The following is a 26,744-nucleotide window of genomic DNA, read 5'->3' as shown; positions in this document are numbered from 1 at the left end:
GATATAACTTACACACTAACCGCTAAACAAGCGGCTAGCACCTGTATATAAACGTGTTCTATTTACACTATAGTCCTGTTCTTGCGTTTATGACATTCGTTTTACAGCAATTTAAAGTTTATTTAAGCAGCAAATCAATTTGTTGTTTAGCTTCAGTCAGATAGTGTCCGGCAAAAATATTAGCGTGATTTAAAATAGGGTATAGCTGATAGATCAATTTACGCTGTTCATAGCCATTTTGCAGGGGGTATTGTTGATTGTATGCAGTATAAAAAGCATCAGGAAGCGGTGCGAAAAGTTCGCTCATAGCGATATCGCATTCCCGGTCACCATAATAGCAAGCAGGGTCATACAGACTAGGAATCGCTTGTATAAAGCCCATATTTCGTCGCCAAAAGTCGCCATGCAGTAATGAAGGTTCGACATTATGGCCGTGCAAGGTGTCTTTAATAAAAGCGATAAACATATCTTGATCAACGAGTTCAATGCCTTTCTCTTGTAAGAGCTGAAGTTGCCAACCAATCCGTTCTTCTGCAAAAAAAACATCCCATTTTTTGTGCCATCGGTTTGGCTGGACTGTGGGGCCTAAAAAGTTGTCGTGATCAAAACCAAACATGGCTTGCGTATGCTTTTGATGAAGTGTGGCTAAATGTTCGCCCATCGTATGCCAATTTGAGTGAGGAAGTTTGTCCAGTTCTAACCACTCTAAAACGATGAATGAAAATTCAATATTGCACCCTGTGGCAATGCAGTCGGGGATCATAAATAAGCTTTCTTGCGTTAAAAGCTTTAAATTAAAGGATTCGCACTCTAATCTTTCTAAATCACTTAAGTGAGCCACCTTGACAAAAAATCGGTGATTTTCATCGCGCAGTTCAAAGTATTTATCGCTGTTGGGCGATTGCAGTTGGCGTTTAAAGGTATGCTTAAAATCAAAGTGCATAGCTTGGCTTATCTGTTCATTCACTGAATTCCACATAATATCGCTCACCTTTTAACCATGTAGTTAAACTATGGCAAAAAGTCGGTGAATTAACAATCTCATAGCGTTAATATTATTAAATATTTGGCTGTGTGCGTGAGGATTTAAATGAATAAAAGTCTTGTTACTAATTTAGTGGCTTTGGCCTTCGTGTTAGTTGGATTTTTGTTTGATCAGGCAATTGTATTATCTGTGGGATTATTTGCTTTGTCTGGCGCTGTAACAAACTGGTTAGCGATACATATGCTGTTTGAAAAAGTGCCTTTCTTGTATGGTTCAGGTGTCATTACGCTAAAGTTTGAGTCGTTTAAAGCATCCATCAGGCAGTTAGTCATGACGGAATTTTTCGCGGCAGAGAAAATAGATCAAGTGATGGCTCTTGCGAAACCTCAAATAGAATTAGAGCCTGTTATTGCTGAAGTAAACCTAAGCCCAGCCTATGACTCATTAATCGAAGTTATTGAGCAATCGCAATTTGGCAGTATGTTAGGAATGTTTGGTGGACGTGATGCCTTAGAGCCAATGCGTGAGCCGTTCATAAATAAAATGAAACAGGCCGTCATTGATATTTCTCACAGTGACGAATTTAAAACAATACTCGATGAAAAGCTGTTTGCAAACTCGCACATTGGTGGCTCGTTACATAACACGGTAGAAAGGTTAGTGGATGAGCGTTTAAACGAACTAACTCCCGTCATGGTAAAAGATATCATTCAAACAATGATTAAAGAACATTTAGGCTGGCTGGTTATTTGGGGTGGCGTGTTTGGTGGTGTATTTGGCTTAATTGCTGCGCTTTTATAAAAAGTGTGTAGCAGACCTATACAAGGTCTGCTACATCAAATCTGTCATTATTTAGAACCCGAAATGACGTAGACGGTGTTATCACTGACTTTAGCGATATCTTGAATACTTGTTTTTGTTTGTTGCTCTAAATTTAAGTAGCTTGCTGATTTATTAAAGCCATAGGTGCTGGCAAACTGTGCCGTAGACATATCATTGCACTGTAACTTGTCTGAGATGACGCGTTTGTTTAAGCGTAAATCACGCATTGTTTGAGCAAGGTTTATGGGTTTATTTGACACAATAGCCATACATGCTTGTGTCCCAGCAGAATTATCTGCAGCTACAAACTGTGCGGCGTTTGCATCTGTTGCTGCCATTGAAGAACCGACAATAAGTGCTGTACCAAATGCTAATGTTAATGTATTCATCTTTCTCTCCAGTTGTTTGTCCATGTGACATGAAAGTCGTGCAACCTCGCGTGGGATACTTCACAATTCCTATTTGCTAGGCACCATTAAAGTATTACCCTAAATTTGATTGATTGCTGTTAATGAAAACGGACAAGATGTAAGCAAGTATGTAGATGTGTACCCCAATATATAACCGTTTGATTAGACATATTTTAAAGTATGAATTTTGACACAAATAACGAGAAAATAATTTCATTTTAGAGCAAACTGAGCAGGTTTAGAGAGCGTATTTTCTATTTGTTTTACGGTATTGCTACATTTACGTTTTAACTCTAATTTAAATGTTCACTATTAGACACTGAATAAAGTGTAAGGAGTTTAAGTGACCACAAAATTATCAGGCTATTATCAACAAGCCTATGCCTCACATTCTAAGCATTTTAATCAATGCTTTTATTGTGGTTGTGAGGCAACTGAGCGCGACTATTGCCCCCCTCTTCATATGATGCAAAGTATTATTGATTTAGGTGAAGACGCTGAATTTATTTCAATACCAGCGTGTTATGAATGTTTTGCGCTACTTCATAATGAGCGAGTGTTAACGATTGATGGCCGATTCACCAAAGTAAAAAAGAAAATAGCCAATAAATATGCCAAAGCGCTGCGAGTATTTCACATGTGGCACGAAAATGAGCTTGATGATATGAGTGATGAATTTGTTCATAGCATTAAAGCGGGAATGAAATTGGGCGAAGAAGCTGCACAGCGGCTTGATTTTCAGGGCTACAGTTATTCGACTGAAGATGCCCGCGTTACTATTCGCGAAAAACGCACTGAATTTGATGTGCAAGGAATAGTCTTTTACGACTTTAAAGAGGCGCTAAATTACTGTATCAACGAGCTTAGCGTCGATAAAAGTGACTTTTATAAATTAGTCGTTGAAGATTATAACGGCGATTTTAATCGTGCCTTGAGTCAATATCGCCACCGTCATGAAAAAGTAACGGCAGCCACTGATGCCAATACTTTAATCAAAAGCTTTGCTAAACAACATAAACAAAACTCTGATTTCGTAACCCGTACCGTGACGCATTTTATTAATAAAGATCCTAGCCTCACGACCGAAGGTGCATTAGAGAAGCTCTATACGAATTACATTAAAAAATAAGTAACGGAAGAAATAACGTAATTCGTCTTACTTAAACGTCACTTACCTCGTTTGTTAGCATTGCTATTAACATTTGATTAAAGTTATATAATAAAAAAAGGAGAAACAACAAAATGCATAAATTTGCACCATCCTTGATGGTTATTTCACTTGGTATCGCGCTTGCGGGTTGCCAAGATAATGGCCCACAAGATCCAAAAGTAACGATTGATAAAAACCCATACCCAAGTACTTATAAGCCACTGGCATCAACAAGTACTCTTATTACCAATGCAACGGTACTAACAGGCACCGGTGAGCGTTTAGATGAGGCTGATGTTTATTTTGTTGATGGTAAAGTACAACAAGTAGGCAAGGACTTATCTGTACAAGCAGATAACACCATTGATGCACAAGGCAAGTGGGTCACGCCCGGTATCATCGATGTGCATTCGCATTTAGGCGCATACCCAACACCGTCTGTGGCATCGCATCAAGATGGTAACGAAATGACAAGCCCAGTGACTGCTGAAGTATGGGTTGAACACTCTATTTGGCCGCAAGACCCTGGTTTTAACCGTGCTCGTGAAGGCGGCATTACGTCATTACAAATTTTACCAGGCTCAGCAAATTTAATTGGTGGCCGTGGTGTTACTTTAAAAAATGTTCCTTCACATACAATGCAAGGTATGAAATTCCCTGATGCACCCTATGGCTTAAAAATGGCTTGTGGTGAAAACCCAAAACGTGTTTATGGAAGCAAAGGGGTATTACCTTCAACACGTATGGGTAATATGGCGGGCTACAGAACAGCATGGATTGATGCAACGGAATATAAGCGTCAGTGGGAAAAATATGACAGCGATTACGCGGCAGGTAAAAATCCTGAAATTCCTCACCGTGATATTAAGCTAGACACGCTAGCTGGTGTCCTTGATGGCGATATTCTTATTCATAACCACTGTTATAAAGCAGAAGAAATGGCGATGATGATCGACCTAGGCAAAGAATTTGGTTATCACTCAGGCACTTTCCACCACGGTATTGAAGCGTACAAGATTGCCGATTTACTCGCTGAAAACGGCAACTGTGCAGCAATGTGGCCAGATTGGTGGGGCTTTAAAATGGAAGCCTATGACATGGTTCAAGAAAACGTGGCTATTGTCGATGCGGTTAAAAACTCATGCGCGATTGTCCACTCAGATTCTGATACAACTATTCAACGCTTAAACCAAGAAGCAGGTAAAGTGATGTACCGTGCAAACGATGTTGGTTTTAATATTTCAGAACAACACGCTATTAAGTGGATCACAGCAAACGCTGCTAAATCACTGGGTATCGATGATAAAACAGGCTCACTTGAATCGGGTAAACAAGCCGATGTTGTTATCTGGAATCAAAACCCTTTTAGTGTGTACGCAAAAGCTGAGCAAGTATTTATTGATGGTGCCAAGGTATACGATCGTCATGATGAAAAATATCAAGCACAAAGCGATTTCATGCTTGGTCAACAGTAGGAGTAACATTGATGACAAAATTAACTAAAACATTTTCGCTCTCTTTAGTTGCTGCTGGTTTATTTTCGTCGGTAGCGAGCGCACAATCGATTGCAATTATTAATGCAACCATTCACACATCAACAGAACAAGGTGTATTAGAAGGTGCTAGTGTCGTTATTGACGAGGGAAAAATTGTTGCAATTAATCCAGAATCAATAAATGCAGACACCACTGTTGATGCTCAAGGTCAAATCGTGACCGCAGGGTTTATCGGTACGATGAACCAACTTGGCTTAGTTGAAGTAGGGGCTGTTGCGGGTTCTCGTGACGGCGGTGATGATAAAGCGAGTATTGATTTCGATCCTAGTCTTGCTTTTAACCCACGCAGTAGCTTAATTCCTTATGCTCGAAAAGGCGGGATTACTCAAGACGTAATCGTGCCAAATGGTGGTGAAAGTATTTTTGCAGGTCTTGCCTCTGTTGTTGATTTATCGGGTTCATTCGATAGTGTAAATCAAAAACAAGTTGCCCTTGTGGTTCATTTAGGTGAAAAGCGTAAAGGCTCACGTGCAATGTCGATGAAAACACTGATCGACAAGCTTGAAGGGCACAAGTCAGCTAAAAAAGATGATAAAAAAGACCCCACCACAGAGCAAAAGATCCTTGATAAAGTACTCTCAGGTGAAATGCCACTGATTGCCAGTGTACAACGCGCGTCAGATATCTATGAATTAGTGAAATTAAAAGACACGTTTGGAATTAATTTAGTAATTCATGGTGGTGATGATGCCGTTGTTGTTGCGGATACTTTAGCAAAAGCTAATGTGCCGGTGATTATCAGTTCTATGGCAAATTTACCGGGTAGCTTTGATTCAATGCATGCTAACTTAGCCAATGCAGGCAAACTCGAAAAAGCCGGTGTTAAAGTGATTATTGGTGTTGCAGGGGACTCGAGTCACAATGTTTACCAGTTGCGTTTTGATGCGGGTAACGCTGTGTCGTATGGTATGACACAACAAGGTGCATTGAATGCGGTGACCAGTAATATTGCGGATGTTTTTGGCTTGAACTCAGGAGCAATAGCAACAGGCAAACGTGCGAACTTAGTAATGTGGTCTAATGATCCATTTGAATTGAAATCACACGTAAGTAAAATGTGGATCAATGGTGAAGAGGTTTCAACTGAAGCGCGTCAAGATAAATTGCGCGAACGTTACACAACCGAATCAGCGATGCCAAGAGCGTACACAAAGTAATTTTAATAAGAAAGGCCGCCTATGCGGCCTTTTATACCAATTAGCTTAATTAACTGGTCTTTTTTTTCACGCAATAAAACCCCCGTTTATACCAAGGCAAAAATGTCGTTAGTAAGTTGTTCTCGGCAATTGCTCCTGCATTGCTCTATCTCCTGCATCCATGCTGTCGTAAATTAGACATTTTTAACGCAGGTAGCGACAGGTTTAATCACTCAAAATAATTAAGTCGTATTGCGGGTTGGTATTATCGCATTCATAAAAAAAAGCGCTCAATGAGCGCTTTTTTAACAGATTTCAATAACAATTAAACTAATTTAGCTAAAATGTCATTGAATGTTGTGCTTGGACGCATTGCTTTAAATGCCGCATCGTCATTCGGTTGGTAATAACCACCTACATTCATTGCTTGACCTTGTGCATCGTTCAACTCAGTAACGATTTGCTCTTTTTGTGATTCAAGGTCAGAAGCGATTTGCGTGAACTGTGCTTTTAACTCAGCGTCATCGTTTTGAGCAGCAAGTTCTTGTGCCCAGAATAATGCTAAGAAGAAGTGAGAACCACGGTTATCAATCTCTTTCACTTTACGTGAAGGTGATTTGTTTTCAGCAAGGAAAGTACCTGTTGCTTTATCTAGCGTATCAGCAAGTACTTGTGCTTTCTTATTACCAGTATTAACGCTTAAGTGCTCTAAAGAAGCCGCAAGTGCTAAAAACTCACCCAGAGAATCCCAACGTAAGTGGTTTTCTTTTTCGAATTGCTGTACATGCTTAGGAGCAGAACCACCCGCACCCGTTTCGAATAAACCACCACCGTTCATAAGTGGTACGATTGACAGCATTTTAGCGCTTGTACCTAGTTCAAGAATAGGGAATAAGTCAGTTAGGTAATCACGCAGTACGTTACCTGTTACAGAAATCGTATCTTTACCTTCTTTAATACGCTCAAGTGAGAACTTAGTCGCTTCAAGGGGTGCTAAAATACGGATATCTAAACCATCAGTATCGTGATGTGGTAAATACGCATTTACTTTTTTGATTAGCTCGGCATCGTGCGCACGATTTTCATCTAACCAGAATACCGCGGGTGTATTTGTTGCGCGAGCACGATTAACAGCAAGTTTAACCCAATCTTGAATTGGTGCATCTTTTACCTGACACATACGCCAGATGTCACCTTGCTCAACAGCGTGCTCAAGTAATGTTGTGCCGTTTGTATCTACCACGCGAACAGTACCTGCTGCTGATACTTCAAACGTTTTATCGTGTGAGCCGTATTCTTCCGCTTTTTGTGCCATAAGGCCTACGTTAGGTACGCTACCCATGGTTGTAGGATCGAATGCACCATTTTCTTTACAGAAATCAATAGTTGCTTGGTAAACACCAGAATAACAACGATCTGGAATAACAAAACTTGTGTCTTGTAATTTACCTTCGCTGTTCCACATTTGACCGCTTGAACGGATTGCAGCAGGCATTGATGCATCAATGATCACATCGCTTGGTACGTGAAGATTAGTAATACCACGGTCTGAGTCAACCATCGCGATAGCAGGGTTGTTGTCATAAACAGCTTGGATATCGGCTTCGATTTCAGCTTTTTTAGCAGCATCTAGTTTTTCGATTTTAGCAAATACGTCACCAAAACCGTTATTCACATCAACATCTAACTCTTTGAAAAGGTCAGCGTGTTTGGTAAATACATCTTTAAAGAATACTTTTACTGCATGACCAAAGATGATTGGGTCAGATACCTTCATCATCGTTGCTTTCATGTGTAGTGAGAACAATACACCTTTTTCTTTAGCAGTCTGAATTTCTTTCGCTAAGAAATCTTGTAATTTTGCAACGCTTAGACGAGATGCGTCAATCACTTCGCCTGCTAGAAGCGGTGTGCTTGCTTTAAGTACTGTAACGTCGCCATTTTCTGCAACGTGCTCAATACGCACATCAGTCGCTTCTGCAACAGTCACTGATTGCTCAGAACCAAAGAAATCACCTTCTTCCATACTTGCAACATACGACTCAGAATCTTTGCTCCAAGCACCCATTGAATGTGGGTTATTACGAGCATACTCTTTTACAGAGCTAGGTGCACGACGGTCAGAGTTACCTTCACGAAGTACAGGGTTTACAGCACTGCCTTTGATTTTGTCGTAAGTCGCTTTAATTTTTTGCTCTTCATCAGTTTTTGGCTCTGATGGGTAGTCAGGTAGTGCGTAACCTTTTTCTTGTAGCTCTTTGATTACAGCGCGTAGCTGTGGAACCGACGCACTGATATTAGGAAGCTTGATAATATTTGCTTCAGGCGTTTTAGCCATTTGGCCTAGTTCAGCAAGTGCATCATCAATACGTTGCTCTTCTGTAAGGTACTCAGGGAAGTTAGCAATTACACGACCTGCTAATGAAATGTCGCGAGTTTCAACTTCAACACCTGCCGCGTTAGTATACGCCTGGATGATTGGTAACAATGAATACGTTGCCAGTGCTGGCGCTTCATCTGTTTTAGTGTAGATAATTTTTGATGTCATCATCATTCCTAGATAGTTGGCGTAATGTTTGGCAGTTACTGCAAGCAGCCACCCTTAATTAGCCATATTCAACAATGCAATTATATTGCTATCAAATAATACCAACTCGCCATAACATTTGCTTTATTCGAGAATAAACCGCACCTAACAGCATTGCAGCGCTTATTTAGAATCACTAAATAACGACTTTTGCTGAGTTATCGGCAAGATTTTCCTCAATATCGCTCATTTAATTAACTGAATTGGTATCATAGCAATCAGTCTGTTAGCTGTTGCAACTTAATACGGGGTATCAAAATAACCACAGCTGACAGACTGTAAAATTCTTATAGCCTAAATAGGCATAAAATGAAATTAGCCATAAGCCTTAGGTCAAAATGACGAAAAAGCTAAATTTAAGCAACAAGAGTGTAACAAGCTTGGCTCTAAAGGGCTAATAACAATTAAACAATTGGGATGAAGAAAAGGAATTTCAAGGATAAATATAAGATATATTAGTGGGAAGAGAGTAAGCGAGGAACTTAACAAGGTCGCTCGCTTGATACTCGAATAGGTAATACCTAAGAAATTTCATCGTTAGGCGCAATATTCGTTGCGTGTAACCCTTTTGGACCTTGTTGCAATTCGAATGTTACATCTTGACCAGCTTTAAGTGTTTTATAACCGTCCATTACAATCGTTGAGTAATGAGCGAATATATCAGTCTCGCTACCGTCTTCTACGATGAAACCAAAACCTTTGGCATTGTTGAACCATTTGACTTTACCACAAGCCATACTTCTACATCCTTCTATAAGTTGACTAATTTAGTTATTCTAAACCGTGTAATTTGCTAGACTGACTAAGGTTTAATCAATCTATAATTGACTGTAGTTTATTTAGGCAGTCAGTCAAGTGTTTTGAACTATTTTTTAACAATTTATTTATTTTTTTATTCAAGTTTGCTTGAGTTCTAAAGACAAGACTATATTTAATTATGAGTGGTATGAAAGATTCTGGTGTTATTGAAACGGTTCGCGATAGTGAAAAGCAAAAACTGCAACCACCGCGAAAATATAAGGTCATTTTAAATAATGATGATTACACGCCAATGGACTTTGTGATAGAAGTACTAATGACGTTTTTTAATATGGATAGCGATAGAGCAACAGATGTGATGCTTCAAGTTCATCATAATGGTAAAGCAATATGCGGCATTTATAGCGCCGATGTTGCTTACACTAAAGTTGAGCAAGTTAATCGTTACGCACGAGACAACGAGCATCCACTGCTATGTAGTTGTGAGCAGGAATAAATACCAAGGTAGGGTGAACATTTAGCCCATCACAACGGTATATAAATATTATCTCAGTAAGGGGTTGCCAATGCTAAACAAAGACTTAGAACTAACCTTGAATGCGGCGTTTCGCGAAGCAAGAACGCGCCGACATGAATTTATGACCGTCGAGCATCTTTTACTCGCGCTGCTCGATAACCCTTCTGCTGGAGAAGCGCTTAACGCCTGTGGTGTAGATATGAGCGCGTTAAAAGTTGAGTTATCAGATTTTATCGACGAAACAACGCCGGTTATTCCTGACTTAGAAGAAGACAGAGAAACACAGCCTACATTGGGTTTTCAACGTGTGCTTCAACGCGCGGTGTTTCATGTGCAATCGTCAGGTAAGAACGAAGTAACAGGCGTAAATGTACTTGTGGCTATTTTCTCTGAACAAGAAAGCCAAGCTGTTTATTTACTTAAAAAAGCGGATGTAAATCGTTTAGACATCGTTAACTTCATTTCGCATGGTATTTCGAAAGCCGATGATGATATCGGTGGCGATGACCATGATGATATTCATGAAGAAGTACAAGAGGTGCAAGGCGAAGAGCCGACTAAACTTGAAAACTTTACAACAAACCTCAATCAGCAAGCGATTGAAGGAAATATCGATCCGCTTGTTGGCCGTGATAATGAAGTCGAGCGTACGGTACAAGTATTATGCCGTCGTAAGAAAAATAATCCATTGTTGGTTGGTGAAGCCGGGGTAGGTAAAACAGCCATTGCTGAAGGCCTTGCTTATCGTATTGTGAAAAACGAAGTGCCTGATGTAATAGCCGATGCGGTTGTTTATTCACTTGATATGGGCGCATTATTAGCCGGTACAAAATACCGCGGCGACTTTGAAAAACGTTTTAAATCGTTACTAAAAGAGCTGCAAGCTAAACCGCATTCAATTTTATTTATCGATGAGATACATACCATTATTGGTGCGGGTGCTGCGTCTGGTGGTGTAATGGATGCGTCTAACTTAATTAAGCCGTTACTTTCAAGTGGTAAATTACGTTGTATGGGCTCGACCACTTACAACGAGTATAAAAATATTTTTGAGAAAGACCGTGCTCTGGTACGTCGTTTCCAAAAAATTGATGTACTTGAACCAAGTGTGGCTGATACAACGAAAATCCTCAATGGCTTAAAAGAGCGTTACGAAGAGCATCATGGTATTCGTTACACGCAAAAAGCCCTTAAGGCAGCTGCTGAGCTGAGCGCAAAATACATTAATGAGCGTCATTTACCTGACAAAGCGATTGATGTGATTGACGAAGCCGGTGCAAATCAGCGCCTACAACCGATATCAAAACGCAAAAAAACCATTGGTGTAGCTGATATCGAGTTAATTGTGTCAAAAATGGCGCGTATACCACAGCAAAGCGTTTCTTCAAGTGATAAAGAAACATTAAAGAACCTTGATCGTAACTTGAAGATGCTTGTATTTGGTCAAGATCAATCAATTGATGCATTAACATCGGCTATTCGTTTATCTCGCTCTGGACTCGCAAATGAAGATAAACCTGTGGGGTCGTTCTTATTTGCAGGCCCAACGGGTGTTGGTAAAACAGAGGTCACTAAGCAGTTAGCTAAGTGCATGGGGGTTGAGTTTATTCGCTTTGATATGTCTGAATACGTTGAACGTCACGCAGTAAGCCGTTTGATTGGTGCGCCTCCAGGCTATGTTGGCTTTGAGCAAGGTGGTTTATTAACCGAAGCCGTTATCAAAAACCCACACGCGGTGGTGTTGCTTGATGAAATTGAAAAAGCGCATCCAGATATCTACAACATTTTATTACAAGTGATGGATCACGGCACCTTAACGGATAATAACGGCCGTAAAGCCGACTTTAGAAATGTGGTAGTGGTAATGACAACCAACGCCGGTGTACAAGAGACTGTGCGTAAATCGATAGGCTTTACAGAGCAAGATCATTCTCACGATGCCATGACTGAGATTAACAAGGTCTTTTCACCTGAATTTAGAAACCGCTTAGATAACATTATTTGGTTTAATCACCTTGAAAAAGACGTTATTTTGCAGGTTGTTGATAAATTCATTGTTGAGCTTCAAGCTCAGCTAGATAAGAAGTCTGTTAATCTTGAACTGACATCTAAAGCACGTGAATGGTTGGCTGATAAAGGTTACGACAAAGCAATGGGCGCACGGCCAATGGCGCGTGTGATTCAAGACGAGCTCAAAAAGCCGTTGGCCAATGAAATTCTATTTGGTGAGCTGGCCGCGGGTGGTTCAGTGAAAGTGTCGGTTAAGGACAAGAAAATTCACTTTGAATATGAAACAAACCTCGAAACAGCGTAAGGTTTAAAAGGCAGAAAACAAAAAGCCCAGCTAATGCTGGGCTTTTTGTTTATTAAATGGAATTGAAACTAGGGTAGTTTGAACACCATTTAATAAACGCTTTTAGCTCTTTGTAATAAACACACCTGCCCATTCAAAGCAGCAAAAAGCTAAATCTCTCGTTATCGCACTAACTTAGCGAGCACGGAATACGATGCGACCTTTCGATAAATCGTAAGGAGTCATTTCTACGGTTACTTTGTCGCCAGTTAAGATGCGGATATAGTTTTTGCGCATTTTTCCAGAGATATGAGCCACAACTACGTGACCATTTTCTAGCTCAACTCGGAACATTGTATTTGGTAAAGTATCAAGGACCGTACCTTGCATTTCGATTACGTCTTCTTTCGCCATGTTTAGCGTAACACCTCTTTAATAGTTAAACGCTGCAGATTTTGCCGAAAATACAGCAATAAGTAAAGCTACAGGGCTCAAATTTGTAAATTAAATCGCCAACCAGTGATCGCCAAGATGCTTTTCTGCGGGCAAAAATTGGGTTTTGTATTTCATTTTGTCACATTCGTCGATTTGATAGCCCAAATAGACAAATTGTTTTGCTTGTTGTTTAGCAAACTTAATTTGCTGCATGATCATGATACTACCAATGCTGTACTTCTCATAATCGGGATCAAAAAATGTGTAAATTGCGGAAACTGCATTGTGCATGCAGTCGGTGACTGCTACAGCAACGAGCTTGTCACCTTCTCGCAGTTCAATAAATGTCACAGGCAACCATTGGCAAAATAAAAAGCTTTCATATTGGTTCTGATCAGGCGGAAACATAGAGCCATCTTGATGTCGTTGCGTAATGTACTTGCAATAAAGAGGGTAATATTCTGCGCGTTCATATTCACTGTAACTAACCGTAAAAAGTTTGTCTGCTTTGTTTAGTTTACGTTTTTGTGATTTAGAAGGCGTAAATTGTTGCGCTAAGACACGCACTGAATTACAGGCGTTACAAACAGGGCAGTGAGGACGATATATTTGGTCACCACTGCGCCTAAACCCCAATGCTAACAATTGTTCAAATTTATCAGGGCAATAGCAACTTGGGTCCAATATAACGAGGAGCTGCTCTTGGCGATCCGGTAAATAACTGCAATCAAATTGCTGGCTCAAACCAAGCCTAGCGGGTAAATGCTCAGTCATAAATATTTATCAACTCTTGTGGTTGCCACATGTCTGCTGTGGGAACATAGTTTTTTGCTAACTTAAGTCTAGTTAAAAATTCACTACGTGGGATAACTTTTGCACCTAAAGTTAGCAAATAAGGGTTCTCTAACTGACAATCAATAAAATGAGCATTGTGTTTCTTTAGCCAGTTAACGAGTGCCCACATCGCTAGTTTTGAGCCGTTTGATACTTGGTGAAACATCGACTCTCCACAAAATACGCCATGTTGCATAATGCCATAGAGACCGGCGACTAACTCATTGTCATGCCAAATCTCGACACTGTGTGCAAGACCTTGTTGATGGGCTTGAATGTAAGCATCCATCATTTGCTCAGTGATCCACGTACCTTCTGCGTCTAAGCGTTGTTCACGGCAAGCTGAAATCACGTGAGAAAAAGCATGATTAATCGTGACGCGAAACGCAGAGCGCTTTAAATATTTTTTTAAGCTACGACTAACATGAAACTCGTCAAGTTCAATGATGCCTCGCAGGCTAGGTGACCACCACATAATCGGCTCATAATCACTAAACCAAGGGAATATACCGGATTGATAGGCGTTCTTTAAGCGCGCAACAGATAACCCACCGCCAATTGCTAAAAGGCCATCAGGCTCGTCAAGGGCATGCTCAGGGTTGGGGAAATCAACACCTGATTCAGGAAGTTGATAAATTTGCTTTGTCATTGCAGCGGATTCATTATTATTTTTGATAATTTTAGCAAAATTTTTGCCTAAAAAAAGGGGCTGTATAGCCCCTTGGTATTTTAAAAAAGGTGTTTTAAATCGCTGGTTACAGGTTGTCTAGGAAGCGCTCTGCATCAAGTGCTGCCATACAGCCTGTACCGGCTGATGTGATGGCTTGGCGATAAATATGGTCACATACATCACCCGCAGCAAAAACACCCGGTACGCTTGTTTGTGTTGCGTTACCGTTTAAGCCAGATTCAACCACTAAGTAGCCATCTTTCATTTCAAGCTGACCTGCAAACATATCCGTGTTTGGCTTATGACCAATCGCAATGAATACACCGGCAAGATCTAAATTCTCAGTCTCATCAGAATCCGTGGCTTTAATGCGAATACCGGTTACACCCATTTCATCACCTAATACTTCGTCTAGGGTACGGTTATAGTGTAAAACAACATTACCATTTTCAGCTTTTTCTTTAAGGCGGTCTGCTAAGATTTTTTCACTGCGGAAGCTATCACGGCGATGAACCACGTGAACTTCTGCTGCAATATTTGATAAATATAACGCTTCTTCAACAGCCGTATTACCACCGCCTACAACAGCAACCTTTTGGCCACGATAAAAGAAACCATCGCACGTTGCACAGGCTGAAACACCACGACCTTGGAAGTTTGTTTCAGACTCTAAGCCTAAGTATTTAGCTGATGCGCCTGTTGCGATAATAAGTGCATCACACGTATACGTACCAGAATCACCTGTTAGAGTGAAAGGACGCTTAGATACATCTACTTTGTTAATGTGGTCGAACACAATTTCAGTTTCAAAACGTTCAGCGTGTTCTTTCATACGTTCCATTAATGCTGGGCCTGTTAGGCCGTGAGCATCACCCGGCCAGTTTTCAACTTCAGTTGTCGTTGTTAATTGACCACCTTGTTGAATACCCGTGATAAGAACAGGGTTAAGGTTTGCACGTGCAGCATATACAGCAGCAGTGTAGCCAGCAGGGCCAGAACCTAAAATTAGTAATTTACAGTGTTTTGCGTCACTCATGGTTTTTCCTAAAAACGTTTTGATACGATGTCTATGCGCCCGATTCTAAGAAAAACAAGGCGGAAGTAAACAAAAGGGCGGATTATTTTTTTAAGTAAATCGCGAAGCTGTCAAATAATCCTTACTTAATAAAATTTAAATGCCTCTTTTTGCTTATAAAACGAGCTAATAGTGAAGTATTAGCGTAGCAAAGTGCGTTAATTCATGACCAAGCAATATTTTTTTGGTATGTTTTAGCTAATTTTGATATTAGCTTAGACTTTAGGCTAGATAAACGAACAGGCAATTATGGTATTTTGGCAGGAAAAGCCCGCATTTGGGCTGACTACAGAAGACGTCCAAGTCTTAACCAATGCGAGAGAGTATCGCACTGAACTATTGCGTCTAATTCGTTCGGCGACGAAAAGAATTTATATTACTGCTTTATATTTGCAAGACGATGAAGCGGGTCAAGAGGTTTTAACAGCCTTACATGAGGCGTCTTTAGCGAATCCTGAGTTGGAAGTAAACGTGTTAGTAGACTTTCATCGTGCTCAACGGGGCTTAATTGGTGCTGCCAAGTCTGATGGCAATGCCAGCATGTATTGTGATTTTCAAGAAAAATATCAGTCAAACGTTAAAGTGTATGGTGTACCCGTAAAAGCGAAAGAGCTTTTTGGGGTATTACATTTAAAAGGCTTCGTAATTGACGACACCTTACTTTACAGCGGTGCGAGCTTAAATAATGTTTATTTACAACAGGATGATCGTTATCGTCTTGACCGTTATTTTTTAGTTCACCAATCAGGCTTGTGTAATTCGGTCATCGAATTTATTAACACACATTTATTGAGCTCTGCAGCTGTTCCACGCATTGATACGCGTCCGTTAACTCAATTCAATGATATCAAAGTTGCTCAAAAGCAATTAATGAGAGATCTAAAATCAGCAAGTTATGACAGTGCGGCTGAGGCAAGTGCAGGTGAGTTAGGGGTGCGTTTGTTTTTGGGTTTAGGTCGGCGTAGCAATAAGCTAAACCGCTTAATCAAATCATTATTTGATACAACAGAGCACGAACTCATTCTTTACACGCCGTATTTTAATTTCCCTGCACCGTTGATGCGCTCGTTACGTCGCCTTTTAAAACAAGGTAAAAACGTGACCATTGTGGTGGGAGATAAAACAGCAAACGACTTTTACTTACCGCCATCTGAGCCGTTTAGTAAAATTGGTGCGCTGCCATATTTATACGAAACCATTTTGTATAAATTTTTAAAATCGCAAAAGCGTCATATCGCCAATGGTAACCTTAACGTTTATCTGTGGAAACACGAGAGCAACTCATTCCATTTAAAAGGGATTTGCTCTGACAAGCGTTTGCATCTGTTAAGCGGGCATAATTTAAATCCGCGTGCATGGGGGCTTGATATTGAAAATGGTATTTTAATTGACGATCCGCAGCAGCATATACTAAAGCAAATAGAGCAAGAAAAGCAGGCGATATTAACTCATTGCCGACGCTTATCAGGCCCGCAAGATTTAGAAACGATGGATGACTACCCAGCGCCTGTAAAAAAATTATTGGGTCAGGCCAAACGTGTGAAAGTTGATTTTATAATCAAACGATTTATCTAACTATCAACCAGATAAACAGAGTCTTGTGTTTTTGAGACGAAAAAAAAGCAGCGATATCGCTGCTTTTTTGTTTCACAATGCTAATTAAGCATTTTCAACTGCTGTACGTGGGTCAACATATTCCATGTTGAATGCTTCAGCTACTTCTTTGTAAGTAACTTGGCCTTTAATCACGTTTAAGCCTTTTAAGAAGTGTGCATCGTCAAGAAGCGCTTTCTTATAGCCTTTGTTAGCAAGGTTGATGATAAACGGTAATGTTGCGTTATTAAGTGCGAACGTAGAAGTACGTGGAACAGCACCTGGCATGTTTGCAACACAGTAGTGAACAACGTCATCAACAATGTAAGTAGGATCAGCGTGTGTCGTCGCTTTTGAAGTCGCGATACAACCACCTTGGTCGATTGCAACGTCAACGATTGCAGAACCAGGCTTCATTGCTTTAATGTGTTCAGCTGTCACTAATTTAGGCGCTGCAGCACCTGGGATTAGTACGCCACCGATCACAAGGTCAGCTTCTAGTACGTGTTTCTCTAGCGCATCAGCGGTTGAGTAAATCGCTTTCACTTTGTTACCAAACTGAGCGTCTAGTGCACGTAATACATCGATGTTACGGTCTAAAACAACCACATCTGCACCTAGGCCAACTGCCATTTGTGCTGCACTACGACCAACCATGCCGCCGCCGATAACAACAACTTTAGCTGGCTCAACACCTGGTACACCACCAAGTAACATACCACGGCCGTGGTTCGACTTTTCTAGCGCTTGTGCACCAGCTTGGATTGACATACGACCAGCAACTTCACTCATCGGTGCTAGAAGTGGTAAACCGCCACGAGCGTCTGTTACTGTTTCGTAAGCGATACAGATTGCGCCACTTTTAACAAGGTCTTCAGTTTGTGGAAGATCAGGTGCTAGGTGAAGGTAAGTAAATAGAATTTGGTCTTCGCGTAACATTGCACGCTCAACCGCTTGTGGCTCTTTTACTTTTACGATCATTTCAGCTTTAGCAAAAACGTCAGCTGGGGTAGGTAAAATTTCAGCGCCTGCTGCAATATAATCTTCGTTAGTGAAGCCAATGCCCATACCTGCATCAGTTTCAACGAACACTTGGTGGCCATGGTTTACTAGTTCACGAACACTCGCAGGAACCATACCTACACGGTATTCATGGTTTTTAATTTCTTTTGGTACACCAATAATCATAGTTTTTCGCCTTAATAGAACGGGATAAAATTTTCGACTATTATATTCATGACATGGCAGTGTGTCTCACCTTTTTTAAGTTCATTTGTAGTGATATAATCTAAAAAATATATTTTAACAGTGTAAAACTCTGGTTTGGCGTATGCATCAATTACTTGACAGAATAGACCGAAAAATTTTAATGGAATTACAGCTTGATGGAAGGCTCTCTAACGTAGAGTTAGCAAGGCGTGTAGGCTTAAGTGCGACCCCGTGTTTAGAGCGTGTAAAGAAGCTTGAAAGAGAAGGCTACATACTCGGGTACAAAGCAGTTGTTGATCCTGCAAAATTGGGTCAGGGGTTGTCGGTGTACGTTGAGGTCACGATTACGAAAACCTCACCTGATGTATTTGAAGAATTTAATGCGGCGGTAAAAAAGCACGATGAAATAATTGAGTGTCACCTTGTTTCGGGAAATTTCGACTTTTTATTAAAGACCCGCGTTAATGACATGTCAGAATACCGTAACGTACTGGGTGATATCTTACTTAAGTTACCTAATGTAAGTGAGAGCCGTACCTACGTCGTGATGGAAGAAGTAAAAGGTGAACAAGGGGTGATTATTCGTCCTTATATTGCATAAACTGTTAAAATAAACAAAGAGTAACAAAAACTTGTTCATTATCAGTCCATCATGGTTAAGATAAAGTGCAACAAACGGCATTTCCTGCTAAGGTATTTCACTGCTAATCGATGAGTAAAGAATAATAAGGAATAGGGAGCTATGCGCCTAAATGGTGTTCAAAGACTGTTAGAGACTGGGCTAATTATCAGCACCTTTGCTGCAGTATTTATTTTATGTGCATTAATCAGTTTTGATCCTGCCGACCCATCATGGTCGCAAACCGGTGAATTTGTTAATGTAAAGAATATTACCGGCACAGCAGGTGCGTGGATAGCAGATATCTTATTGCTTACATTTGGCTGGCTTGCCTATTTGGTGCCGGCGGCTATTCAGTTATTTGGTTACTTATTATTTAAGCAGCCCCATCGCATATTCCAACTTGATTACACCACGCTGGCTTTAAGAATCATTGGTTTTGCTTTATTTATTACCTCTGCAACCGCGATTAGCAGCATCAATTTTGACGATATTTATAATTTTTCATCGGGCGGGGTAGTAGGGGACGTTATTGCCTCGGCGATGATGCCGACCTTTAATTTTACTGGCACATCTATTTTATTACTGTGTTTCTTTTTCGCAGGCTTAACGCTTTTAACGGGTGTGTCATGGGTGCAATTTGTTGACTTCTTAGGTGATTGGGTAATGCGTGCCTTTTATTTTACACGCAAGCACTTGTCGGCCTGGCTTCAACGCGAAAAAGACGCAAATAAAGCTGTTCTTTCATCAGAACCCGATGCGAATTTTGTCGAGCCTGATAGTGAGCCTTCAATTGGTTTTACCGAACCCGATGTAAACCAACCTGCTCAAGAAAAAGCGGCTGCAAAACCAGCTAAAAAAACAGAGTCTGAATTTAATGGTTTTGATGAACTTGACGATATTTTAGATCAAGAAATCGGTTTTAGTGCGCTTGATGATGAATCGTTTGACACTGTATCAGCTCTCAATGCGCTTGATCAAAGCCCCGTTGTTGAACCTGAAAAGCCAACGACAACGGTTGTCTCTCCTGCACGCCCAATGCCAAAGGCAAAGCCTGCGTATCAGCCACCTCCAACTGCAAAAGAAAAATTTGAGGCCTTATTAGAAGAGCAACCGCCAGCAACCCCGTTACCGTCGCTGGAGCTGTTAGACCGCCCAGATAAAGCGAAGAACCCATTATCGCAAGAAGAGCTTGATGGCATTTCACGTTTAGTTGAAACCAAATTGCTTGATTTTAATATTCAAGCCACGGTTGTCGGCGTATACCCAGGCCCTGTTGTTACGCGTTTTGAACTCGATTTAGCACCGGGTATTAAAGTGGCGAAAATCACCGGTCTTGCAAAAGATTTAGCGCGCTCGCTGTCTGCTGTCAGTGTGCGTGTTGTTGAGGTTATTCCGGGTAAAACCTATGTAGGTATTGAGTTGCCGAATAAACACCGCGAAATCGTGCGTTTAAGCGAAGTAATCAATGCCCCTAAGTTTGAGTCAAACCCATCACCATTAACCATGGTATTAGGAAAAGATATTGCCGGTGAGCCTGTGTGTGCTGACTTGGGTAAAATGCCTCATTTACTTGTCGCTGGTACCACTGGTTCAGGTAAGTCAGTGGGCGTTAATGTAATGATATTAAGCTTACTGTACAAATCAGGGCCTGATGATGTACGTATGATTATGATAGACCCTAAAATGCTTGAACTTTCTGTGTACGAAGGTATTCCGCATTTATTGTGTGAAGTGGTCACAGACATGAAAGAAGCGGCTAATGCACTGCGTTGGTGTGTGGGGGAAATGGAGCGTCGTTATAAGCTTATGTCGGCACTGGGTGTGCGTAACTTAAAAGGTTACAACCAAAAAGTATTGGATGCGAAAGAGGCCGGTCAACCGATCCTTGATCCACTTTTTAAAGACACTGACGGCATGGCTGATGGCCCTGAAGAGCTGGGTAAACTGCCTAGTATTGTCGTGGTGATTGATGAATTTGCTGACATGATGATGATTGTCGGTAAAAAAGTAGAAGAGCTAATTGCACGTATTGCACAAAAAGCCCGTGCAGCAGGTATTCACTTAGTGCTTGCAACACAGCGCCCGTCGGTTGATGTTATAACGGGTTTAATTAAAGCGAATATTCCAACGCGTATGGCGTTCCAAGTATCAAGTAAGATTGACTCGCGCACCATTTTAGACCAACAAGGTGCTGAAAACTTACTGGGTATGGGTGATATGCTTTACTTACCGCCTGGCACCAGCGTGCCTGTGCGTGTTCACGGTGCATTTGTTGATGATCATGAAGTTCATGCCGTGGTCGACGATTGGAAGAAACGGGGCAAGCCAAATTACATTGATGAAATTTTAAATGGTGATGCCACAGAAGAAATTTTACTACCAGGAGAAACCAGTGAAGACGGTGATGAAGAGTCAGATCCGCTTTACGATGAAGCAGTATCATTTGTGATAGAAACCGGCAAAGTGTCGGTATCGAGTGTACAACGTAAGCTTCGCGTTGGTTATAACCGCGCAGCACGTTTAGTGGAACAAATGGAAACGTCAGGCATTGTCAGTGCGCCAGGTCATAATGGTGCCCGAGAAGTATTAGTGCCCAATGGTGGAGCAAATTAATGAAAAAAATTACAGTGTTAACCCTAATAGTAGGGTGTTTATTAAGCGGTCAGAGTCGTGCTGACGACAGCCAAGCATTGCAACAGCAACTTGGCACAATTAACAGTTTTAAAGCGCAATTTATACAAAAAGTAACCGATGCACAGGGCGAAGCCATTATGCAAGGTGAGGGCAATATTGCGCTCCAGCAACCTATGATGATTCGCTGGCAACAGCAAAGTCCAGATGAAACGTTATTTGTTTCTAACGGTGAAAAAACCTATTATTTTGATAGCTTCGCTGAGCAAGTTACCATAATGAATACCCATAGTCTGATAGATTCAACCCCGTTTGTGCTACTTACATCAAAAGACCCTGAGCAGTGGGCTAAATACCAAGTATTGGCTACCGATACAGGCTTTAGTGTTACACCAAATAAAGGCATAGAAAGCCAAGTTGAGCAACTTGATATTGCATTCAGTGATGATAAACAGGCTTTATCTTCATTGACCGTGATGGATACCTCGGGTCAGCAATCGTTATTTACCTTTAAAGATGCTCAGGTTAATCAACCATTGGCTACGACGACCTTTGAATTTATCATTCCTGAAGGTGTTGAAGTTGATGATCAAAGCCAAGGTGAATAGGGCTTGAGTAATCTAGGATTTAATTTTGGTCCTGATGTGCGCCCACTTGCGGCGCGCATGCGACCTGAAACATTGAATGACTACATTGGTCAGCAACATCTTTTAAGCCCTGATAAACCGCTATACCAAGCAATTTTAGCTGGGCGCTGCCACAGCCTGATTTTGTGGGGCCCGCCGGGGGTTGGTAAAACCACTCTTGCGCAAATTATTGCTAATCATGCAGATGCAAGTCTTATTCAAATGTCTGCTGTCACCGCTGGCGTAAAAGACATCCGTGAAGCAGTCAATGAAGCCAAAGCTAACCTTGCTGGGCGAGGTCAGCGTACGCTATTATTTGTCGACGAAGTACACCGTTTTAATAAATCACAACAAGATGCCTTCTTGCCTCACATAGAAGACGGCACGTTTATTTTTGTTGGCGCCACCACAGAGAATCCTTCGTTTGCACTCAATAACGCCATACTTTCACGGGCACGTGTTTATGTACTTAAAGCGTTAGAGCAAACCGATTTACACAATGTGATTGAGCGCGCATTACGTGATGATGTAGAGCTAAGTGAAAAAAACATCGTCATTGCCGATAACGCAAAGCAGGCACTTTGCCAAGCCAGCGACGGTGATGCCCGTAAAGTACTCAATTTACTTGAACAAGCCGTTGATTTAACCACTGAAAAACAAGGTAATTACCTAATTGATCAGCATGTTTTAAGTCAAGTGCTGCCAACGCATTTAGCGAAATATGACAAAGGGGGCGATGAGTTTTACGATCTAATCTCTGCGTTTCATAAGTCTGTACGAGGCAGCTCACCCGATGGTGCTTTATATTGGTATTGCCGTATTTTAGCGGGGGGTGGCGACCCGTTATATGTTGCAAGACGTTTATTAGCCATCGCGACAGAAGATATCGGCAATGCAGACCCTCGCGCTATGGAAGTTGCACTCAATGCATGGGATATTTATCAGCGAGTGGGGCCAAGTGAAGGTGAACGTGCCATAGCGCAAGCCACGCTCTATTTAGCCAGTGCGCCTAAGAGCAATGCTGTGTATATGGCTTTTAATCAGGCCAAGCACGATGCGCAAAATGAACCTAGTTACCCTGTACCAGAGCACCTGCGTAATGCACCTACCAGCCTAATGAAAGATTTGGGCTATGGTGCTGAGTATCGTTATGCGCATAACGAAGAAGGCGCATTTGCCGCAGGCGAAAAATATTTTCCTGAAGCTATTAGCAATAGGCAGTATTACTTTCCTACGGATCGCGGGCTTGAGCAAAAAATAAAACAAAAGCTGGATTATTTAACGCAGCGAAATGAGCAAAGTGATATTAAACGTTATGAATAGTTTAAAACTTTACATGATGATTGCATTGGGTGGCGCATCAGGTGCTTGCTTACGCTATTTTCTTAGCGAAACAATGCTAAAACTGCTGGGTAGGGGATTCCCTTTTGGCACGTTGACAGTTAATATTCTTGGTTCATTGTTAATGGGCATTTTATACGGCTTGATTGAAAAAGAAATAATCGCTGTTAGCCCTGCTAAGACCTTAATTGGTATTGGCTTTTTAGGTGCATTGACCACCTTTTCAACATTCTCAATGGATTCGTTGTTGCTGTTGCAACAAGGTCACTTTTTTAAAATGGCCCTCAATATCACCTTAAACGTGGTGGTGTGTATATTTATGGCTTGGCTGGGCCTTCAGCTGGTAATGCAAAAAGGTTAAAAACTAACATGTTAGATTCTAAATATTTACGTCAAGATATTGAACAAGCGGCTGCGCGTTTAGCAACACGCGGCTTTGAACTTGATATCGATGCAGTGACTGCACTTGAAGAAAAACGCAAAACATTACAAGTAAAAACGCAAGAACTTCAAAGCGAACGTAACGCAAGTTCCAAAGCTATCGGCCAAGCTAAAGCCAAAGGCGAGCACGATAAAGCACAAGCTTTGCTTGATTCGGTCAGTACCCTTGGTGATGAACTAGACAGCGTAAAAGCAGAGCAAGACGCAGTGCTTGAAGAGCTTAAGCAAATTGCCCTTGCCATTCCAAACTTACCAGATGAGTCAGTTCCTGTTGGTGAAGATGAAGAGCAAAACGTTGAAATATCAACGTGGGGTACACCAAAATCATTTGACTTTGAAGTAAAAGATCACGTTGATGTAGGTCAAGACGTAAAGGGTCTTGATTTTGAAATGGGCGTGAAGATCAGTGGTGCACGTTTTACTGTGATGCGTGGCCAAGTTGCGCGTATGCACCGTGCATTAACACAATTCATGCTTGATACGCACACCGATAAAAACGGTTACACAGAAATGTACGTACCTTACCTTGTTAATAGCGCAAGTTTGTACGGTACAAGCCAACTGCCTAAGTTCGCAGGTGATTTATTCCACACGTTAGGTTTAGTGGATGACGAAGGTCAACAACAACCTGGTTTTAGCTTAATTCCAACAGCTGAAGTACCCCTTACGAACTGTGCCCGCGATGAAATTTATGACGAAAGTGACTTGCCAATTCGTTTAACCGCGCATACGCCATGTTTCCGTAGTGAAGCCGGCAGCTATGGTCGTGATACACGTGGTCTTATTCGTCAGCACCAATTCGACAAAGTTGAATTAGTACAGCTAGTAAAACCAGAAGACTCAATGCAAGCGCTAGAAGAGCTAACAGGTCACGCAGAGCAAATCTTACAAGCATTAGAGCTTCCTTACCGTAAAGTGATTCTTTGTACCGGCGATATGGGCTTTGGTGCCGCGAAAACTTACGATTTAGAAGTATGGTTACCTGCACAAAATACCTACCGTGAAATTTCATCGTGTTCAAACATGGTTGATTTCCAAGCACGTCGCATGCAAGCGCGTTTCCGTCGTCAAGGTGAGAAAAAACCAGAACTATTGCATACACTTAATGGTTCAGGTTTGGCTGTAGGTCGTACATTGGTTGCCATTTTAGAAAACTATCAACAAGCTGACGGCTCAATTGTTGTGCCAGAGGTATTGCGCCCATACATGGGAGGCTTAGAGGTTATTAAATAAGTTTTATTAGCCTAATAAGTTAAAAATGCCGCATAGGGAAACCATGCGGCATTTTTGTTTGTTTTTTAACTAATTTATTTGCGGAAGTGTAAACATTTAGTAGACTAAAAAGGTACTTTTAGTACTCAATACCAATCTACATTAATACTTAATCATTTAGTTAAGTGGATTGTGATACTCCAAAACACGAAGGATTGCTGTTATGAAAAGATTTCTCGCCGTCGCATCTGCTGCTTTGTATTTAGTAAGCTCAGTGGCGTTCGCTAAAGATAAACCCAATATTCTTATAATATTCCCTGATGATGTAGGGTGGCAGAATATAAGTGCCTATGGTTTGGGTACAATGGGCTATAAAACCCCAAATATTGATAAACTCGCCCATGAAGGCACGATGTTCACTGATCATTATGCTCAACCGTCATGTACTGCTGGTCGCGCGGCCCTTATTACCGGACAGTACCCAATCCGTAGTGGCATGACAACTGTTGGCAGACCCGGCGCAGAGCTTGGTTTAAAAGCGGGCTCCTATACTCTTGCTGAAGTTCTTAAAGAGCAAGGTTACGCTACGGGTCAATTCGGTAAAAACCATTTAGGTGATCGCAACGAGCACTTACCAACCGTTCATGGTTTTGATGAATTTTTTGGAAACTTATATCACTTAAATACCCAAGAAGAGTTTGAGCAAGTTGATTACCCTAAAGATCCTGAATTCTTCAAAAAATACGGTACACGCGGGGTTTTACACACTTATGCAACTAATGTAGATGACAAAACAGTTGATCCACGATTTGGTAAAGTTGGTAAGCAAAAAATTAAAGACACAGGCCAGCTTTCTCGCGAGCGAATGAAAACGGTTGATAAAGAATTCATGGATGCAAGTTTAGACTTTATCAAGCGAGCACAAAAAGAGAATAAGCCGTTCTTTGTGTGGTTTAATCCAAGCCGTATGCACATGTATACCCGTTTAAGTGATGAAAGCCGTTATTTAGCTGCCAAGCACACTACAGAGCACGATTTGTATGGTAGTGGCTTAATTGAGCATGATCAACAAGTGGGTGAATTGATGGCTGCACTTCAAGACATGGGTGTGCTAGATAATACGATCGTTGTTTACTCGACAGATAATGGTCCAGAACACAGTGCGCGTCTTCATGGTGGTACAACGCCATTCCGTGGAGAAAAAATGACAACCTACGAAGGCGGTGTACGTGTACCAATGATTGTTCGTTGGCCAGGTAAAGTACCCGCAGATAGAATTTTAAACGGTATTCAAACACACATGGATATTTACACCACTTTGGCAGCTGCTGCGGGTGAGCCTAATGTGGCCAAAAAAGCACTCAAAGAGCATAAACAGCCACTTGATGGTGTAAATAACTTAGATTACTGGTTAGGAAAAACAGATGACAGTGCACGTGACCACTTTTTCTATTATTACGAATCAAGCATTAAAGCGATTCGCTATAAACAATGGAAGCTGCATTTTGAAACAAGCGAAAACTACTATGCGCAGTATGAAAAACAAAAGTTCCCCATTTTCTACAACCTTCGCATGGATCCGTTTGAAAGCTTTGATGGTTTGACTGACCGCTCTGATATAGTTCAGGCTAAACAATGGCTTAACGAACCTGTACAACACTTATTAGGTGAGCATATTAAGTCGCTTACTGAATACCCACCGCTACAAAAAGCGGCAAGCTTTGACTTTAGCCAGCTTATGGAACAGTTAATGTCAGGTAAGCAATAAGATAAAGCGCATATACTTGAGCGCATAAAATTTAAGCCGCATAGGGAAACCATGCGGCTTTTGATTAAGTAA

At 41.2% G+C, this 26,744-nt stretch carries 23 protein-coding genes; 14 read left to right on the top strand and 9 right to left on the bottom strand.

The window, feature by feature from the left end:
* Positions 1–118 precede the first annotated feature (118 nt).
* The gene (locus JIG41_RS09300; protein ID WP_199524605.1) at positions 119–979 is read right to left on the bottom strand and encodes a fructosamine kinase family protein; all 861 of its coding nucleotides are present in this window, start codon (positions 977–979) and stop codon (positions 119–121) included.
* A gap of 111 nt (positions 980–1,090) precedes the next feature.
* Here JIG41_RS09300 and JIG41_RS09295 point away from each other — a divergent pair, with 111 nt between their 5' ends.
* Positions 1,091–1,786 carry a hypothetical protein gene (locus JIG41_RS09295; RefSeq protein WP_036968078.1) on the top strand — a complete coding sequence of 232 codons (696 nt, stop codon included), beginning with the start codon at positions 1,091–1,093 and terminating at the stop codon, positions 1,784–1,786.
* Between the two features lie 47 nt (positions 1,787–1,833).
* Here the strand turns inward: JIG41_RS09295 and JIG41_RS09290 are convergent, their stop codons facing one another.
* Complete coding sequence (locus JIG41_RS09290) at positions 1,834–2,196, bottom strand: DUF3718 domain-containing protein (RefSeq protein WP_036968081.1); 363 nt, start codon at positions 2,194–2,196, stop codon at positions 1,834–1,836.
* A 364-nt stretch (positions 2,197–2,560) separates the two neighbouring features.
* On the opposite strand from JIG41_RS09290, the gene JIG41_RS09285 reads away from it, so the two are divergent.
* The 3 genes from JIG41_RS09285 (at position 2,561) to JIG41_RS09275 (ending at position 6,080) form a co-directional block, all read left to right on the top strand.
* Positions 2,561–3,346 carry a hypothetical protein gene (locus JIG41_RS09285; RefSeq protein ID WP_036968084.1) on the top strand — a complete coding sequence of 262 codons (786 nt, stop codon included), beginning with the start codon at positions 2,561–2,563 and terminating at the stop codon, positions 3,344–3,346.
* Between the two features lie 113 nt (positions 3,347–3,459).
* The gene (locus JIG41_RS09280) at positions 3,460–4,842 is read left to right on the top strand and encodes an amidohydrolase (protein WP_199524604.1); all 1,383 of its coding nucleotides are present in this window, start codon (positions 3,460–3,462) and stop codon (positions 4,840–4,842) included.
* An 11-nt stretch (positions 4,843–4,853) separates the two neighbouring features.
* Positions 4,854–6,080, top strand: coding sequence for an amidohydrolase family protein (locus JIG41_RS09275; RefSeq protein ID WP_036968090.1), 1,227 nt, complete (start codon positions 4,854–4,856; stop codon positions 6,078–6,080).
* Positions 6,081–6,384: 304 nt separating this feature from the next.
* On the opposite strand, the gene JIG41_RS09270 is transcribed toward JIG41_RS09275, so the two are convergent.
* On the bottom strand, positions 6,385–8,607 hold the full coding sequence (locus JIG41_RS09270; RefSeq protein WP_065978459.1) for an NADP-dependent isocitrate dehydrogenase: 2,223 nt from the start codon (positions 8,605–8,607) through the stop codon (positions 6,385–6,387).
* 560 nt (positions 8,608–9,167) lie between these two features.
* Complete coding sequence (gene cspD, locus JIG41_RS09265; protein WP_036968098.1) at positions 9,168–9,383, bottom strand: cold shock domain-containing protein CspD; 216 nt, start codon at positions 9,381–9,383, stop codon at positions 9,168–9,170.
* 209 nt (positions 9,384–9,592) lie between these two features.
* Here cspD and clpS point away from each other — a divergent pair, with 209 nt between their 5' ends.
* Both clpS and clpA read left to right on the top strand, forming a co-directional pair.
* Positions 9,593–9,901, top strand: a complete 309-nt coding sequence (gene clpS, locus JIG41_RS09260) for an ATP-dependent Clp protease adapter ClpS (protein WP_174403847.1) — start codon at positions 9,593–9,595, stop codon at positions 9,899–9,901.
* 70 nt (positions 9,902–9,971) lie between these two features.
* Positions 9,972–12,236 (top strand): ATP-dependent Clp protease ATP-binding subunit ClpA, encoded by a 2,265-nt coding sequence (gene clpA / locus JIG41_RS09255; RefSeq protein ID WP_036968105.1) that lies wholly within the window; start codon positions 9,972–9,974, stop codon positions 12,234–12,236.
* A 174-nt stretch (positions 12,237–12,410) separates the two neighbouring features.
* Here the strand turns inward: clpA and infA are convergent, their stop codons facing one another.
* The 4 genes from infA to trxB form a co-directional block, all read right to left on the bottom strand.
* A complete protein-coding gene (gene infA, locus JIG41_RS09250) occupies positions 12,411–12,629 on the bottom strand; it encodes a translation initiation factor IF-1 (RefSeq protein WP_002962494.1) in 219 nt (72 codons plus the stop codon).
* Between the two features lie 90 nt (positions 12,630–12,719).
* Positions 12,720–13,424, bottom strand: a complete 705-nt coding sequence (locus JIG41_RS09245) for an arginyltransferase (protein WP_036968108.1) — start codon at positions 13,422–13,424, stop codon at positions 12,720–12,722.
* Positions 13,417–14,133 carry a leucyl/phenylalanyl-tRNA--protein transferase gene (gene aat / locus JIG41_RS09240; protein ID WP_036968111.1) on the bottom strand — a complete coding sequence of 239 codons (717 nt, stop codon included), beginning with the start codon at positions 14,131–14,133 and terminating at the stop codon, positions 13,417–13,419. The genes JIG41_RS09245 and aat overlap by 8 nt, the downstream gene beginning before the upstream one ends.
* 106 nt (positions 14,134–14,239) lie before the next feature.
* A complete protein-coding gene (gene trxB, locus JIG41_RS09235; protein WP_036968114.1) occupies positions 14,240–15,190 on the bottom strand; it encodes a thioredoxin-disulfide reductase in 951 nt (316 codons plus the stop codon).
* A gap of 288 nt (positions 15,191–15,478) precedes the next feature.
* Between trxB and pssA the strand changes: the two genes are divergently transcribed.
* The gene (pssA, locus tag JIG41_RS09230; RefSeq protein ID WP_199524603.1) at positions 15,479–16,804 is read left to right on the top strand and encodes a CDP-diacylglycerol--serine O-phosphatidyltransferase; all 1,326 of its coding nucleotides are present in this window, start codon (positions 15,479–15,481) and stop codon (positions 16,802–16,804) included.
* Positions 16,805–16,888: 84 nt separating this feature from the next.
* Here the strand turns inward: pssA and ald are convergent, their stop codons facing one another.
* On the bottom strand, positions 16,889–18,010 hold the full coding sequence (ald, locus tag JIG41_RS09225; RefSeq protein ID WP_036968120.1) for an alanine dehydrogenase: 1,122 nt from the start codon (positions 18,008–18,010) through the stop codon (positions 16,889–16,891).
* A gap of 142 nt (positions 18,011–18,152) precedes the next feature.
* Here ald and lrp point away from each other — a divergent pair, with 142 nt between their 5' ends.
* The 7 genes from lrp (at position 18,153) to JIG41_RS09190 (ending at position 26,672) form a co-directional block, all read left to right on the top strand.
* Positions 18,153–18,632 (top strand): leucine-responsive transcriptional regulator Lrp, encoded by a 480-nt coding sequence (lrp, locus tag JIG41_RS09220; protein ID WP_036968123.1) that lies wholly within the window; start codon positions 18,153–18,155, stop codon positions 18,630–18,632.
* A gap of 141 nt (positions 18,633–18,773) precedes the next feature.
* On the top strand, positions 18,774–21,266 hold the full coding sequence (locus JIG41_RS09215) for a DNA translocase FtsK (RefSeq protein ID WP_036968127.1): 2,493 nt from the start codon (positions 18,774–18,776) through the stop codon (positions 21,264–21,266).
* On the top strand, positions 21,266–21,892 hold the full coding sequence (gene lolA / locus JIG41_RS09210) for an outer membrane lipoprotein chaperone LolA (RefSeq protein ID WP_036968132.1): 627 nt from the start codon (positions 21,266–21,268) through the stop codon (positions 21,890–21,892). Before JIG41_RS09215 ends, lolA begins: the two co-directional genes overlap by 1 nt.
* A 3-nt stretch (positions 21,893–21,895) precedes the next feature.
* Positions 21,896–23,233, top strand: coding sequence for a replication-associated recombination protein A (locus JIG41_RS09205; protein WP_199524602.1), 1,338 nt, complete (start codon positions 21,896–21,898; stop codon positions 23,231–23,233).
* Entirely contained in the window at positions 23,226–23,612 is a 387-nt protein-coding gene (gene crcB / locus JIG41_RS09200) for a fluoride efflux transporter CrcB (protein ID WP_074989576.1), read from the top strand. Before JIG41_RS09205 ends, crcB begins: the two co-directional genes overlap by 8 nt.
* Positions 23,613–23,620: 8 nt before the next feature.
* Positions 23,621–24,925 (top strand): serine--tRNA ligase, encoded by a 1,305-nt coding sequence (serS, locus tag JIG41_RS09195; RefSeq protein WP_036968138.1) that lies wholly within the window; start codon positions 23,621–23,623, stop codon positions 24,923–24,925.
* 202 nt (positions 24,926–25,127) lie between these two features.
* Entirely contained in the window at positions 25,128–26,672 is a 1,545-nt protein-coding gene (locus tag JIG41_RS09190) for an arylsulfatase (protein WP_065979977.1), read from the top strand.
* The last annotated feature ends 72 nt before the right edge of the window (positions 26,673–26,744 follow it).

This window comes from Pseudoalteromonas sp. bablab_jr011 (genome assembly GCF_016464045.1).
In the GTDB taxonomy this organism is placed as follows: Bacteria; Pseudomonadota; Gammaproteobacteria; order Enterobacterales; family Alteromonadaceae; genus Pseudoalteromonas; species Pseudoalteromonas lipolytica.
The sequence above is the reverse complement of the archived record's forward strand: the minus strand, read 5'-3'. Positions and strand labels throughout refer to the sequence as shown.

Coding starts and splice junctions, on each gene's coding strand:
- JIG41_RS09300 (WP_199524605.1), bottom strand. CDS start 979: ATGTGGAATTCAGTGAATGAACAGATAAGCCAAGCTATGCACTTTGAT.
- clpA (WP_036968105.1), top strand. CDS start 9,972: ATGCTAAACAAAGACTTAGAACTAACCTTGAATGCGGCGTTTCGCGAA.
- JIG41_RS09280 (WP_199524604.1), top strand. CDS start 3,460: ATGCATAAATTTGCACCATCCTTGATGGTTATTTCACTTGGTATCGCG.
- JIG41_RS09215 (WP_036968127.1), top strand. CDS start 18,774: ATGCGCCTAAATGGTGTTCAAAGACTGTTAGAGACTGGGCTAATTATC.
- pssA (WP_199524603.1), top strand. CDS start 15,479: ATGGTATTTTGGCAGGAAAAGCCCGCATTTGGGCTGACTACAGAAGAC.
- serS (WP_036968138.1), top strand. CDS start 23,621: ATGTTAGATTCTAAATATTTACGTCAAGATATTGAACAAGCGGCTGCG.
- trxB (WP_036968114.1), bottom strand. CDS start 15,190: ATGAGTGACGCAAAACACTGTAAATTACTAATTTTAGGTTCTGGCCCT.
- lolA (WP_036968132.1), top strand. CDS start 21,266: ATGAAAAAAATTACAGTGTTAACCCTAATAGTAGGGTGTTTATTAAGC.
- JIG41_RS09275 (WP_036968090.1), top strand. CDS start 4,854: ATGACAAAATTAACTAAAACATTTTCGCTCTCTTTAGTTGCTGCTGGT.
- JIG41_RS09245 (WP_036968108.1), bottom strand. CDS start 13,424: ATGACTGAGCATTTACCCGCTAGGCTTGGTTTGAGCCAGCAATTTGAT.
- clpS (WP_174403847.1), top strand. CDS start 9,593: ATGAAAGATTCTGGTGTTATTGAAACGGTTCGCGATAGTGAAAAGCAA.
- JIG41_RS09190 (WP_065979977.1), top strand. CDS start 25,128: ATGAAAAGATTTCTCGCCGTCGCATCTGCTGCTTTGTATTTAGTAAGC.
- crcB (WP_074989576.1), top strand. CDS start 23,226: ATGAATAGTTTAAAACTTTACATGATGATTGCATTGGGTGGCGCATCA.
- JIG41_RS09290 (WP_036968081.1), bottom strand. CDS start 2,196: ATGAATACATTAACATTAGCATTTGGTACAGCACTTATTGTCGGTTCT.
- infA (WP_002962494.1), bottom strand. CDS start 12,629: ATGGCGAAAGAAGACGTAATCGAAATGCAAGGTACGGTCCTTGATACT.
- ald (WP_036968120.1), bottom strand. CDS start 18,010: ATGATTATTGGTGTACCAAAAGAAATTAAAAACCATGAATACCGTGTA.
- lrp (WP_036968123.1), top strand. CDS start 18,153: ATGCATCAATTACTTGACAGAATAGACCGAAAAATTTTAATGGAATTA.
- cspD (WP_036968098.1), bottom strand. CDS start 9,383: ATGGCTTGTGGTAAAGTCAAATGGTTCAACAATGCCAAAGGTTTTGGT.
- aat (WP_036968111.1), bottom strand. CDS start 14,133: ATGACAAAGCAAATTTATCAACTTCCTGAATCAGGTGTTGATTTCCCC.
- JIG41_RS09295 (WP_036968078.1), top strand. CDS start 1,091: ATGAATAAAAGTCTTGTTACTAATTTAGTGGCTTTGGCCTTCGTGTTA.
- JIG41_RS09270 (WP_065978459.1), bottom strand. CDS start 8,607: ATGACATCAAAAATTATCTACACTAAAACAGATGAAGCGCCAGCACTG.